The organism is Paenibacillus sp. BIC5C1, from assembly GCF_032399705.1.
In the GTDB taxonomy this organism is placed as follows: Bacteria; Bacillota; Bacilli; order Paenibacillales; family Paenibacillaceae; genus Paenibacillus; species Paenibacillus taichungensis_A.
Map to the genome: position 1 here is coordinate 5,648,798 of NZ_CP135922.1, position 13,552 is coordinate 5,662,349.

Annotated in this window: 12 protein-coding genes, 1 rRNA gene and 1 other annotated feature; all 13 genes read right to left on the reverse strand. The window is 46.7% G+C overall.

What is annotated here, in order from left to right; genetic code table 11:
* Nucleotides 1-241: 241 nt before the first annotated feature.
* Nucleotides 242-1,793 (reverse strand): 16S ribosomal RNA (locus RS891_RS25300).
* 508 nt (nucleotides 1,794-2,301) lie between these two features.
* Complete coding sequence (locus RS891_RS25305) at nucleotides 2,302-3,921, reverse strand: LysM peptidoglycan-binding domain-containing protein (RefSeq protein WP_315793544.1); 1,620 nt, start codon at nucleotides 3,919-3,921, stop codon at nucleotides 2,302-2,304.
* A gap of 194 nt (nucleotides 3,922-4,115) precedes the next feature.
* A complete protein-coding gene (ilvE, locus tag RS891_RS25310) occupies nucleotides 4,116-5,000 on the reverse strand; it encodes a branched-chain-amino-acid transaminase (protein WP_315793545.1) in 885 nt (294 codons plus the stop codon).
* Nucleotides 5,001-5,139: 139 nt separating this feature from the next.
* A complete protein-coding gene (pheA, locus tag RS891_RS25315) occupies nucleotides 5,140-6,021 on the reverse strand; it encodes a prephenate dehydratase (protein ID WP_113055857.1) in 882 nt (293 codons plus the stop codon).
* Complete coding sequence (thrB, locus tag RS891_RS25320; protein WP_315793546.1) at nucleotides 6,018-6,986, reverse strand: homoserine kinase; 969 nt, start codon at nucleotides 6,984-6,986, stop codon at nucleotides 6,018-6,020. Before thrB ends, pheA begins: the two co-directional genes overlap by 4 nt.
* Nucleotides 6,983-8,053, reverse strand: a complete 1,071-nt coding sequence (thrC, locus tag RS891_RS25325) for a threonine synthase (protein ID WP_113055859.1) — start codon at nucleotides 8,051-8,053, stop codon at nucleotides 6,983-6,985. The genes thrB and thrC overlap by 4 nt, the downstream gene beginning before the upstream one ends.
* Before the next feature lie 119 nt (nucleotides 8,054-8,172).
* A complete protein-coding gene (locus RS891_RS25330) occupies nucleotides 8,173-9,459 on the reverse strand; it encodes a homoserine dehydrogenase (RefSeq protein ID WP_076290955.1) in 1,287 nt (428 codons plus the stop codon).
* Between the two features lie 93 nt (nucleotides 9,460-9,552).
* Complete coding sequence (locus RS891_RS25335; protein ID WP_024633956.1) at nucleotides 9,553-9,990, reverse strand: ACT domain-containing protein; 438 nt, start codon at nucleotides 9,988-9,990, stop codon at nucleotides 9,553-9,555.
* Between the two features lie 231 nt (nucleotides 9,991-10,221).
* The gene (gene obgE / locus RS891_RS25340; protein ID WP_113055860.1) at nucleotides 10,222-11,532 is read right to left on the reverse strand and encodes a GTPase ObgE; all 1,311 of its coding nucleotides are present in this window, start codon (nucleotides 11,530-11,532) and stop codon (nucleotides 10,222-10,224) included.
* A 17-nt stretch (nucleotides 11,533-11,549) separates the two neighbouring features.
* Nucleotides 11,550-12,287, reverse strand: coding sequence for a Spo0B domain-containing protein (locus RS891_RS25345; protein WP_063568125.1), 738 nt, complete (start codon nucleotides 12,285-12,287; stop codon nucleotides 11,550-11,552).
* A gap of 151 nt (nucleotides 12,288-12,438) precedes the next feature.
* A complete protein-coding gene (gene rpmA, locus RS891_RS25350) occupies nucleotides 12,439-12,750 on the reverse strand; it encodes a 50S ribosomal protein L27 (RefSeq protein WP_024633959.1) in 312 nt (103 codons plus the stop codon).
* Between the two features lie 23 nt (nucleotides 12,751-12,773).
* On the reverse strand, nucleotides 12,774-13,103 hold the full coding sequence (locus RS891_RS25355) for a ribosomal-processing cysteine protease Prp (RefSeq protein ID WP_079347324.1): 330 nt from the start codon (nucleotides 13,101-13,103) through the stop codon (nucleotides 12,774-12,776).
* A gap of 13 nt (nucleotides 13,104-13,116) precedes the next feature.
* Nucleotides 13,117-13,428 carry a 50S ribosomal protein L21 gene (gene rplU / locus RS891_RS25360; protein WP_062328098.1) on the reverse strand — a complete coding sequence of 104 codons (312 nt, stop codon included), beginning with the start codon at nucleotides 13,426-13,428 and terminating at the stop codon, nucleotides 13,117-13,119.
* A gap of 14 nt (nucleotides 13,429-13,442) precedes the next feature.
* Nucleotides 13,443-13,527: a sequence feature (ribosomal protein L21 leader region), on the reverse strand.
* Nucleotides 13,528-13,552: the final 25 nt, after the last annotated feature.

Here is a 13,552-nt window from a genome sequence, read left to right on the forward strand (position 1 = left end):
TTGCTCTCATGAGCAAATGCAATCTACCGTTTTTATTGAAACTTGTTTACACAAGTTCAGCTTAAAAAGGAATGTTCTAAATCGCAATTTTCGTTTCGATATCTAGTTTTCAAAGAACAAGCTCCATGCAAAAGCAAGCTGTTTGAGAGTTTGAGCTCTCAAAACTGAGCAACGAGTGAGTAAGTTTTGCAGCTAAGCTGCGTATTTGAATGTTTCCGCTACGGGAAACGATTCTCCATAGAAAGGAGGTGATCCAGCCGCACCTTCCGATACGGCTACCTTGTTACGACTTCACCCCAATCATCTATCCCACCTTCGGCGGCTGGCTCCTTGCGGTTACCCCACCGACTTCGGGTGTTATAAACTCTCGTGGTGTGACGGGCGGTGTGTACAAGACCCGGGAACGTATTCACCGCGGCATGCTGATCCGCGATTACTAGCAATTCCGACTTCATGCAGGCGAGTTGCAGCCTGCAATCCGAACTGAGACCGGCTTTTTAGGATTCGTTCCACCTCGCGGCTTCACAGCCCGTTGTACCGGCCATTGTAGTACGTGTGTAGCCCAGGTCATAAGGGGCATGATGATTTGACGTCATCCCCACCTTCCTCCGGTTTGTCACCGGCAGTCACCTTAGAGTGCCCACCCGAAGTGCTGGCAACTAAGATCAAGGGTTGCGCTCGTTGCGGGACTTAACCCAACATCTCACGACACGAGCTGACGACAACCATGCACCACCTGTCTCCTCTGTCCCGAAGGAAAGATACATCTCTGTACCGATCAGAGGGATGTCAAGACCTGGTAAGGTTCTTCGCGTTGCTTCGAATTAAACCACATACTCCACTGCTTGTGCGGGTCCCCGTCAATTCCTTTGAGTTTCAGTCTTGCGACCGTACTCCCCAGGCGGAGTGCTTAATGTGTTAACTTCGGCACCAAGGGTATCGAAACCCCTAACACCTAGCACTCATCGTTTACGGCGTGGACTACCAGGGTATCTAATCCTGTTTGCTCCCCACGCTTTCGCGCCTCAGCGTCAGTTACAGCCCAGAGAGTCGCCTTCGCCACTGGTGTTCCTCCACATATCTACGCATTTCACCGCTACACGTGGAATTCCACTCTCCTCTTCTGCACTCAAGTCACCCAGTTTCCAGTGCGATCCGGGGTTGAGCCCCGGGATTAAACACCAGACTTAAATGACCGCCTGCGCGCGCTTTACGCCCAATAATTCCGGACAACGCTTGCCCCCTACGTATTACCGCGGCTGCTGGCACGTAGTTAGCCGGGGCTTTCTTCTCAGGTACCGTCACCTTGAGAGCAGTTACTCTCCCAAGCGTTCTTCCCTGGCAACAGAGCTTTACGATCCGAAAACCTTCATCACTCACGCGGCATTGCTCCGTCAGGCTTTCGCCCATTGCGGAAGATTCCCTACTGCTGCCTCCCGTAGGAGTCTGGGCCGTGTCTCAGTCCCAGTGTGGCCGATCACCCTCTCAGGTCGGCTACGCATCGTCGCCTTGGTGAGCCGTTACCCCACCAACTAGCTAATGCGCCGCAGGCCCATCCCCAAGTGACAGATTGCTCCGTCTTTCCAGTTCTCTTCAGGAGAAGAAAACAACTATTCGGTATTAGCTACCGTTTCCGGTAGTTGTCCCAAGCTTGAGGGCAGGTTGCCTACGTGTTACTCACCCGTCCGCCGCTAACCATCAGAGAAGCAAGCTTCTCTTCAAGTCCGCTCGACTTGCATGTATTAGGCATGCCGCCAGCGTTCGTCCTGAGCCAGGATCAAACTCTCCAATAAAGTATTGAAAAGAGCGATAAGCTCATTTTGAAACTGACGAGATTAAAAATCTCATTTATGCTTCGAAATCATACAGTCCGAAGACTTGTACCGATTTCTCAGCGTCGATCTTGCAAGCAAGATCGTTACTCACTCGTTGTTCAGTTTTCAAAGATCAAACTTGTTTGTGTTACTCTTTTTTTGTTGTCAGCGCTGTGTTTCAGCGGCGACTTAAATAATATATCATACTGACGAAACCAATGCAATAGTTTTTTCAAAAAAAAATCATTTAATAGATTTTACGTCCCAATGCCCCCACTAAAACTATAGTGAATTCGAGGCTCTATTTCCCAAATAACCCCTTCCACATTCAATAGCTCTCTTTCTTGAAATCTACTAAAGAGCCCTACAAGCGTGATACTCCATACTACTTAAGGAGCAACCCTGCTTCCCATGTAAAAACTCAAAAGGCCGGCTCTTCACAGAGTCGGCCTTTTGAAGATTAACGGTTTTTCGTTACTTTATATTGCTATTGCTGTATCCAAGGATTTCTACGCTTTTTGCTGTCAGAACGTTTAGTGGTGATTCCTGTGCGTTCTCTTGCTTGTTTCCCGGATACAGATACTTTAGATTTAGCTTTGGCAGCAGGTTTGGCTGTTCTGCGTTTCGCAGTTCCTGTTTTGGCAGCTTGTTTAGGCTTTGCTTCAAGGTTAAACTCAGCCTCACTCTCTGTAGAAGACTGGCTTAAGCTGGCCTCGTCACGTCCACCCTTTTTGCCCTCCCCCTTACCTTGTGGAGGATACATTTCACCAAATGCACCCAATGGAGACGGCGGCACCATGTTCTGAGTAGGGTATGGGTTTTGATATGCATACTCCAATGGCTGATTAGGCATCGTGGATGTAGTCATTTCGGGTTGCATCCCATAAGGATTGTATGTGCCCCACGCTGGGTTCTGGTAGTTATGTGAGGGATATGCGTACTGATGGTTTGGCATATGATGGTTGCCACATCCGCATGGCGGGTACGGAAGCATAGAGTAAGGAGAAATATGAGGCGGTTGGTGGTTCATATGCTCATTGGCCGCAAATGGAGGATATGGGCTGTTCACTTGACCTGATGGTGCGATCGGATACGAGTTATTCTGCATCTCAGCAGATACGTTTGGCATAACGTTGTTATGATTATACTCTGAACCGGTCCAAGGCATGTTAGATGTATTACCTATGGAGTAAGGACTCACTTCAGGTATACCCGGGAATGTAGCATTGTCATTTACCCCAGCCGTATACATGTTTTGTGGAGCAGTGTATACCTCTTGTGCAGGTACTGGAACTTGGGCATACGGGTGCTCGGCAGGAGCATGAAGCATTTTACTGCCACAACCACATGGAGCTTTGGTCGCAGGCGCCACCTCTGTAGGCCATTTCGTATTGTTAGGTATTACAGGTAAAGGCAGGACTTCAGGTGAGATATTAGGCATCGTATACGTCGGTGCTTCAGTTATCGGTTTTAATTGAACTTCGGATTTGCTGTTTTCTTTCTTCTGAGCTTCCTTCTGCGGCTTCTCTTCCGGAATTTCAGGTAACTGTGGTAACACTTCCACTTCCGGCTTGATATTAGGCACGACCGGATTTGCAGGCACAGGAGCCGGAACCGCATTGGAGACTTCCGGTACAGGTGCTGGTGCTGGCGCTGGTTCAGGTGCTACTGGAGCCGTTTCTTCTTTAACTCCCGTATATTCCTTTCCTTCAGGCGACAATTTCTCATGAACAACATTGGATGATGCACCATTCTCTGAATTCACATTTCCAGGTGTATTCGCTGATGGAATGTACACAGTCTCCCCTACAAGCAGCGCATTAGGATTTTTTAATTGCGGGTTCGCATTGATCATATCTTTCAACGGAACTCCCCAAGCCTGTGATAACTTCCACAATGAATCTCCTTGCTGAACTTTATGACTGTGCAGTACGCCTTCCGGCTTTGGTGTTACAGGCTCCGCAGGAATTTTGACCTTCATGCCGATCTCCAACTTGTCAGGATTTGAGATTTGCGGATTGGCTGCGATAATTTTGTCCAACGCTACATTATATTTTTGGGACAGCAGATATAATGTGTCGCCTTTTTTCACCATGTGTATTTTCACTTGGAACTAACCTCCTAGACGTGATACTTGGGCAGTGCATTCGCCCATACCGTTACTACATCCTATGCAGAAATTGGGCCAATGACATCAACTAAGCAAAAAAAATCCTTCCCACCCCAAAAACCGCATACTCCAGGTATGCTGAGATTCTGAGACAAGAAGGATTTCCTGCTTCCCTATTCAGTTCGTTCCATTTAATCTTCCCAAACTTTGTAACCGTCTTTGTCGACAATTTGACGGAACGCTTCCAGCAATCTCAAAGTTACAGGACCTGCGACGCCCGTGCCAATCGTTCTGCCGTCCACCTCACAAGCAGCAATAACTTCCGCAGCTGTTCCAGTGAAAAATACTTCGTCGGCAATATATACATCATGTAGCGTAAATGGCACTTCTTTTAATTCAAGATCCAGCTCACCGCACAGATCGATAATGGCCTGACGTGTAATTCCTTCCAGAGCACCAAGATAACAAGGCGGCGTATAAACCACACCATTTTTGATGATGAAGATGTTATCACTTGAGCCCTCAGTAACGTAACCTTGGGAATTCAGCATAATCGCTTCACCAGCATTTGAATAGTTGGATTGAATTTTAACCAGGATGTTATTCAAATAATTCAATGATTTAATTTTTGGATTAAGTGCATCGGGAATGTTGCGGCGCTGGGACACAGACACGGCTTTCAGACCAGTAAGATACGCTTCCTCCGGATAAATCGCCAGTTGCTCTACAATGATGATAACGGATGCTTTAGGACAGCGCAGCGGATCAAGACCCAGATTACCAGGTCCACGTGAAACGATCAGACGAATATAACCGTTTCTCATATCATTGCGACGTACCGTTTCAGCCATCACTTCCAGCATCTCATCATAAGACAGCGGAATGTTCAGACTGATGGATTTAGCTGAATCGTACAAACGATCCAAATGCGCTTTGCATCTGAAAATGTTACCGTTATAAATTCGAATACCTTCGAAAATACCGTCTCCATACAAAAATCCATGATCATATACCGAAACGGTTGCGTTCTCCTTGGTCACATATTGACCATCCAAGTAAATCCATTGTTCTGACACCGATGACTGCACCTCCATAAAATTTCCATTCCTAGATTCCGAAACAACATTTATCTCGTTCATTGTACAACAAATGACAAGCTATTTCCTGCTCATTTTGCCCAGTCTTATGACAACCTTCAACAATGTACGTCCTGAATCAGGTCGTTTTCAACGAAGGATATGTATAACACGGATAGCTGCCAAGAACACGTACCTGACAATTCAAAGCCTCAATCTCAGCCATGGCTGCGGTAAGCAATACCGAATCTGCACTTTCCTCAACATCAATGTAAAAATAATAACTCCCCAACCTTTTCTTCGTTGGACGAGATTCCAGTCGGGTCAAGTTCAGCTTCCGCCAGGCAAAAGCCGACAGTACCTGATGCAATGCACCCGGTGCATCTTCAGGCAATGTAACCAGCAAACTGGTTTTCACATGATCAGGTTCTCGTGATATCTGAACAGGTTCATGGCCAATCAGTACAAAACGTGTATAGTTGTTGTCATGATCGGTAACCCGTTCAGCCATAATGTCCAAACCATGCTTTTGTGCTGCCAGTCTGGTACCAATCGCGACCCAGCCTTTTCCAGGATTTTTTTTCACAATTTCGACAGCTTCCGCTGTACTGTTCACACCTTCAAGGTCTGCTCCAGGTGAATGCAGGCGAATAAAATTCTGGCACTGCGGAATCGCTACCGGATGGGACATGATCTTCGTGATTTTCCCGAAATCATATTCACCACTCTCTGACCTGAACTCGGAGCCATGCCCAATGACATTCTGGATGGAGGGATACACCCATTCTGCTTGCATCGGAATATCCACTTCGTTAACCAGCCAGTCCATATGCAAACTAACAGAGCCTTCAATCGTATTCTCGATGGGTATGACACTATACTGTGACTTTCCACTATCCGTTGCCCGGAAAACATCAGAAATCAGCTTGGAATGAAGCAATTCCAAAGGCTCCCCATTAAACAGAAAATCTACAGCTTCATGGGAAACCGAGCCTTCAGGTAATACTGCAATTCGTTTCATGCGTTAACTTCCCCTTTAACTCTGTCCATAAAAGGACTTTCATCTTGATCAGGCAGCACGGTAACACCGTCCAGGTCCGGATCCAACCACAATGCAGAGGCAGTGATACCTTCACGGCTCATTGTGTCTATCAAATATTGCTCCAGTTCGAGCTTACGAGTATCATGACGATCTACCAACGTCAAAAGGGTAGGTCCGGCTCCACTCAATGCAGCCCCCAGGGCTCCGTGACCCACCGCATGTTCCAGGATTTCAGCCATACCAGGTACCAAAGATGCTCTGTAGGGTTGATGAATCCGATCAGACATCGCCTTTTGAATCATGTCCAATCTCCCACTTGCCAAAGCCGCAACAAGTAAGGAGGATCTGCTTATGTTGTGAATGACATCAGACTTGTCAAACTGCTGTGGAATTACATTTCTTGCCTTTGAAGTGGACAACTCGAAGTCCGGTACGATAACCAAAGTCTGCAAATCCTGATGCGGCTCAATGCGAATATGGTCTACGCGACTTCCATCCCACGCTGCTGTAATGATACCTCCATATAGTGAAGCTCCTACATTATCCGGATGCTTCTCCAGTGACGTAGCCATGTCCAGAAGCTTGGCATCAGATAATGGAGTATCAATTAATGCATTGGCAGCAGCCAATGCTCCCACGATGGCCGATGCACTACTTCCCAGACCCCGAGTAAGCGGAATATCGGAATACATGGAAATCTCCAACTCCGGCACGGAAATCCCGGCTTCGTTGAACACCATTTGTGCAACTTCATATATCAAATTGGATTTATCTGTTGGCAAACCTGTCAGATGATCTCCATGTAAATGAAATGTTGTCTGCTCAGCCGGTTTCATCTCAAGCCATGCATACAGAGACAATGCCATGCCCAGGGTATCAAACCCTGGACCCAGATTGGCTGTACTTGCAGGTACCTTAACAGTTACCCTTTGCTGCAAACTCATACGGATTGTTGCTCCAATTGTGCAATTGCCGCCATAACCGCTTCTTCAGAATCTTCCACAACAAGTGGCTCAGTCGCTACCGTTTTGATTGCAATATTAGGATCTTTGAGACCATGTCCTGTCAGTACGCAAACCACAGTCTCTCCGCCTTTAAAGTACCCTTCACTCTTCAGTTTGTATACACCAGCAACGGAAGCAGCGGATGCAGGTTCAGCAAAAATCCCTTCACGAGCGGCGATTGTACGATAGGCAGTCAGAATTTCTTCGTCAGTTACATAATTAATCTGTCCGCCTGACTCTTCAGCTGCAGCTACTGCAGTTTTCCAACTTGCCGGATTACCGATTCGAATAGCTGTTGCTACAGTTTCAGGCTCTAGAATCGGTTCACCTTTGACAATCGCCATAGCACCTTCCGCTTCAAAACCGACCATCCGGGGCAGAGAGTTCGATTTTCCTGCTTCTTTATATTCTTTGAATCCTTTCCAGTAAGCCGAGATGTTGCCTGCGTTACCCACCGGGATTGCGAGTACATCAGGAGCTTGACCAAGCTGCTCAATCACTTCAAATGCAGCCGTTTTCTGTCCTTCAATTCGGAACGGATTCACGGAGTTCACGAGCGTGATTGGATGTTTGGCTGTAATTTCACGCACAATTTCCAGTGCACGGTCAAAGTTGCCATTAATCGCAATTACCTTTGCTCCATAGATCATGGCTTGAGCCAGTTTTCCCAGCGCAATGTTGTTATTCGGGATCAATACGATACAATTCAGACCCGCACGAGCCGCATAAGCTGCTGCTGCTGCTGAAGTGTTACCTGTCGATGCACACATGATCGTGCGGCTGCCTTCTTCCATCGCTTTAGCAACAGCCATAACCATGCCGCGGTCTTTAAATGAACCTGTTGGATTCAGACCTTCATATTTGAAATATAAATTTATACCGAGTTCCTCGGACAGATTCTCCGCATGAACCAGAGGTGTGTTTCCTTCGTGAAGCGTAAGCAGGGGCGTGTTTTCATTAACTGGAAGGTGTTCTTTATATGTTTGCAGTAATCCTTGATATCTCATTATGGGTAAACTCCTTTGTCGTTAATAATCCGAATATAATTGCATACATCTATATGGTTAAACGTGTACCTTAAACCTGGACTTAGATTTGAAAATTCAAATCGGTATTTGGGGACGTATTATCCTTCTACCCGATACACACTCTTAATGCGACGAATGACCGCAAGGGATTCAAAGTGTTTCAATACTTTATCCATGCTCGCCTTGCTAGCGTTATGCGTAACGATGATGATCTCAGCATCCGGGTTGTGCTCATTCGGCTGTTGCACGACTGAAGCCAAGCTGACTTCGTATTCAGCAAAGATTTGTGTAATTTGCGCCAGTACCCCTGCCTTGTCATCCACATGCAGCAAAATGAAATTTTTCGACATAATGTGCTCGTCACTTTGCAGACGCTTCTGTTTATAAGGTACTATCGCTTTGAGACCATTCACACCCAGCTTTAAGTTTTTGATCACAGCCACGATATCCGCTACTACAGAAGTTGCCGTCGGAAGCTCCCCTGCACCCGCACCGTAGAACATCGTCTCACCTACAGCTTCGCCATGTACATACACTGCGTTGAACACCCCATTGACGGATGCAATCGGATGATTCTGTCTTACCATCGTCGGCTGAACACTTATGGTGATCTCATCATCTCGACGATCTGCGATACCCAGCAGCTTCATTTCATAACCAAGTCTTTTGGCATACGTAATATCTTCACGGGTTACGGATGTAATCCCTCTAACGGTCACATCTTTCAGTTCCACATTCGTACGGAAACCCAAAGTACCCAGAATCGCCATTTTGCGAGCTGCATCGAGTCCTTCGACATCCGAGGTTGGATCAGTTTCTGCATATCCAAGTGCTTGAGCCTCTGCGAGAACCTCTTCATACGAGGCACCTTCCTGACTCATTTTGGTCAAAATAAAGTTCGTTGTTCCGTTCACAATCCCCATAATGCGGGTAATCCGGTCGGACGAGAAGCCTTCAATCAGCGTGCGGATGATCGGGATACCCCCAGCAACACTCGCTTCGTAGAATACATCACATTGCTTTTCCTGTGCCTTTGCCAAAATCTCGGAACCGTGCAGAGCCATTAAATCCTTGTTCGCGGTTACGATATGCTTGCCCCGCTCCAGCGCTTCAAGAATGTACTCTTTGGTCTGATCAATGCCGCCCATAACTTCCACGATAACATCAATATCCGGGTGACGTATGACTTCCCAAGGATCTTCGGTGAGCTTGGCGCGGTCTACAGCAATGACACGATCCTTCTCCGTATTCTTCACTGCAATCTTCTCAATAACGATCGGTGATCCAACCTGACTGCTCAGATCCTCCTGATTTCCTTCCACGATGCGAACGACCCCTGTACCCACCGTGCCCAGACCCAACAGTCCCACTTTTACTGGCTTCACTAACGATCTACCCCCAATGTCTTTTTCTCCTTCACCCCTGTACGATTTAACCATACATGCAACTTATTCCTGAACGTTTTAGTAAACGTCTAATTAACCTTGGCCAACAATGCGCGTGCGCCGAACTCCGGGCATATCCTGCATCCGATCGAGCATTTCACCGATTTCCCCATGAAGATGTGATGTCTCCACTGAAATGACGACATTGGCTCTTCCCTGGAGCGGGATACTTTGATTAATGGTTAGCACGTTGGCTCCATAACCAGCTACATGTCCGAGCACACGAGACAATATTCCTGACTGATGCTCCAAATCAATGGAGATCGTTACAATTCGCTCCCGTTCAAGCTGATTGATCAAATGGATGCCATCCTTGTACTTATAAAAAGCACTCCGGCTTAATCCAACCTGTTCAACAGCCTCATGAACTGTTTTAACATCCCCGGAAGCCAGCAGTTCTTTTACCTGCATGGTCTTCACCACAGCCTCTGGCAAAATGTCTTCCCGTACTAAGTAATAGCGTTCATTCACAGAACGTCCTCTCCTCAAAGACTCATGTATTCATATAGTGGACATTATATAGGATCTATCTCAAAAGGGCAATACCTCACATGTCTATTTTTGAAAAACTATTCCTAACAGTATACAAGTTTATCCCGCGCGCAGGTAAGGAAAAATAAAAAAAACGCAGAGTAGCGGGTTATCTCCCACTTCTCTGCGTATATGTTTTACCCTCTAACTGTACATGTTGGCATGACGTCCTTAGTAGTAGCTACTGCCTTCCACAAATTCGAACTCAAACTCGCCAATGCGCACAATGGTGCCTTCTTCAGCTCCACGTTTACGCAATTCCGCATCCACACCCATATATCGCAATGTACGCGCCAGTTTGAGAATCGCTTCATGCGAATTCAGCTGCATCCGCTTCATCATACGTTCAATCTTGGCACTTTCGACAACGAAGATTTCATTCTCCCGTACAATACGGAACCCATCGTCCTCTTTTTTGTCCAAACTGTATACTTTGCGTTCAGATAAATCAGCAACTTCTTCAACCACTGGCTCGTCCGGAATTTGATCCAGCAGATCAGCCGCACGATACAGGAGCTCTTGAATCCCTTTCCGTGTCAGGGACGAAATAGGCATAACTTCAATATCCGGTTGAACTTCACGAGCTTTCTGCAAAAACTCTTCCAGATTAGCTTCGGAATCCGGCATGTCCATTTTATTGGCTGCTACAACCTGCGGTCTCTCAGCGAGGACAGGATTGTACAATTTGAGTTCCTCGTTGATTTTCTGCCAGTCTTCGAACGGATCACGTCCTTCTGAACCAGACATGTCAACAACATGAACGATAATACGTGTACGTTCTACGTGACGCAAGAACTCATGTCCAAGCCCAATACCTTCATGAGCACCTTCAATCAGACCAGGCAAGTCGGCCATAACAAAGCTGCGACCTTCGCCCACACCAACAACACCCAGGTTAGGAGTAATGGTTGTAAAATGATATGCTCCAATCTTTGGCTTGGCTGCCGAAACAACAGACAACAGTGTAGATTTACCGACACTTGGGAAACCAACCAAACCAACATCTGCCATGACCTTAAGCTCAAGTACGATGTAACGTTCTTCGCCTTCTTCGCCATTTTCGGCAAGTTCCGGTGCTGGATTGTTAGGTGTGGCAAAACGAATGTTTCCCCGTCCGCCCCGTCCGCCACGAGCAACAACAACCTGTTGACCATGACGTGTCAAATCAGCCAGTACTTCTCCACTGTCTTCATCCAAAATCACAGTACCTGGTGGAATTCGTACAATCATGTTCTCAGCGTTCGCGCCATGCTGACTTTTATTACGTCCCTTCTCACCACGAGGGGCCTTGAAGTGACGCTGGTAACGGAAATCCATCAACGTACGCAGACCTTCATCCACACGGAAAATGATGTCAGCTCCTCTGCCTCCATCACCCCCGGCAGGTCCGCCGTTCGGTACATACTTCTCACGACGAAACGAAATAATTCCGTCTCCTCCGTCTCCGGCTTTCACATAAATCTTCGCTTTATCTACAAACATTGGTTAACCCCTTCTTCCTATATTCCGCAAGGCATTCTGAATTGTATAAACGTATCCTCAGACGGAAGCTGCTCCGTTCTGACTTTTTTTCCTTTGAGTACGGCATTGAGCTGCCGCAATGTTTCCGGATCGGGTGTTTGATCCCCATCCAGCCGGACAACCACATCTCCGTGATCCTGTCCGAAGTTCAAGGTCAGTTTGCGAACCTCTCCCCAAGACGACCGGCCGCCGCCATATTGATAGGCTCGAATCGCATCGGCAATCGCCCCCGTAAGCGACTCGCCATCCTCGGGAGAGACCAGAGCACTAAGCTGCAACTCTTCCTCTACGACCACATGCAATTCCAGAGCGACTCCACTGGTCCGGAAAGATTGAAGATAAAATACGAGTGAAGGAATACCCAATCTGGAGATTCGGCTTTCTTCGTTAACCCGCTCTACTATTCTTTCCACACATTGCACTGATTTATCAAGTTTGCCCAGTCTAAGATATCCATACAATACCTGAAGATCGTTCATCCAATCATGCCTATGATGATTTAATGATGCAATTGCTGTCTTTTCCATAGATTGTATGATGGTTCTGCGTTCCGCCTCTGCCTGTCTCTTCATCACATTTACAGAAACAAAAAGCACCGCGACGGACCACAATGCGTATACAGCAATTGAAATAATCACTGGATACAGCATAACGAAAACCAAAGGAATCAGAAGTGAACATGCCGCAATCCAGGGCACTCTTTTCCAAGATTTCATGGCTTCTCCCCGTTCTACAAAACTCGGTTGGTTTAAACCCCACCGTAACCAAGTATAACATGTCTTTTCTGCCAGTTCATTATCGAATAACCTATAAATACAAAAAGCCTCCGGCAAAAATGCCGAAGGCTCCTTAGGCGGAATGCCGATATTATGCTTCTACTGCAGCTGCTACTGGAGCAACATTCACAGGGTAGATGCTTACTTTTTTACGATCGCGTCCCCAACGTTCGAATTTCACAACGCCGTCAACTTTCGCAAACAAAGTGTCATCTTTACCGATACCCACGTTAGTACCTGGGTGAATTTTCGTTCCGCGTTGGCGAACGAGAATGCTACCACCAGTTACTGTTTGTCCGTCAGCACGTTTAACGCCAAGGCGTTGTGCGTTACTGTCACGACCATTCTTCGTGGAACCTACACCTTTTTTCGATGCGAATAACTGAAGATTTAATTTCAACATGATTGGTTGTCCTCCTTCTTTAATTATTTGACTTGCTCTATCTGAATATACTTTCCGTATGACTCTGCAATATCAGTGAGCATAAGCACCATGGATTCGAGTAGCAATTGTACCTGGGACCAGGTTCCGTCTTTCTCCAACACCGGTAAAGAAGCGCTTAAAAAGCCATTCTTCATTTTGGCGTCCATTTCGACACCAGTCAGTGTTTCAATCGAATTCACCGTACCCACTGTAACAGCGGATACCCCGGCACATACAATGTCTTCTCCTCGCTTGGCAAAATTAGCATGCCCTTTGATGGAGAAACGATCGATGCTCCCGTCATCATTACGAAAGACTTGAACGATAATCACTTATCGCACCTTCTTACGCTTTGATTGCTTCAATAGTTACTTTTGTATACGGTTGACGGTGACCTTGCTTCACATGGTAGTTCTTTTTAGGTTTGTATTTGTATACAACAACCTTTTGTCCTTTGCCATGTTTCTCCACTTTAGCCGTTACAGTTGCTCCGGAAACCAATGGTGTACCTGCTGTCAAACCTTGATCGTTAGATACAGCCAGGACACGGTCGAACGTTACGCTTTCGCCATCGTTCGCAGTCAATTTCTCGATGAACAGAACATCGCCCTCTTGGACTTTGTACTGTTTGCCACCTGTTTCAATAATTGCGTACATTTGCCTTGCACCTCCTCATGTCTCAGACTCGCCCGGTCTCAGGTGACAGTGTCCTTGCGGAACTGTTCTTGTACCCGGCCAGTGCGGTTACAGCATGTGCAAGACCAATAGGCTAAACACATAC

Bases quoted from the DNA above. Each gene is read 5' to 3' on its own strand.
- pheA (WP_113055857.1), bottom strand. From the start codon at position 6,021: ATGAAACGAATTGCAGTATTACCTGAAGGCTCGGTTTCCCATGAAGCT.
- thrB (WP_315793546.1), bottom strand. From the start codon at position 6,986: ATGAGTTTGCAGCAAAGGGTAACTGTTAAGGTACCTGCAAGTACAGCC.
- thrC (WP_113055859.1), bottom strand. From the start codon at position 8,053: ATGAGATATCAAGGATTACTGCAAACATATAAAGAACACCTTCCAGTT.
- obgE (WP_113055860.1), bottom strand. From the start codon at position 11,532: ATGTTTGTAGATAAAGCGAAGATTTATGTGAAAGCCGGAGACGGAGGA.
- RS891_RS25345 (WP_063568125.1), bottom strand. From the start codon at position 12,287: ATGAAATCTTGGAAAAGAGTGCCCTGGATTGCGGCATGTTCACTTCTG.
- rpmA (WP_024633959.1), bottom strand. From the start codon at position 12,750: ATGTTGAAATTAAATCTTCAGTTATTCGCATCGAAAAAAGGTGTAGGT.
- rplU (WP_062328098.1), bottom strand. From the start codon at position 13,428: ATGTACGCAATTATTGAAACAGGTGGCAAACAGTACAAAGTCCAAGAG.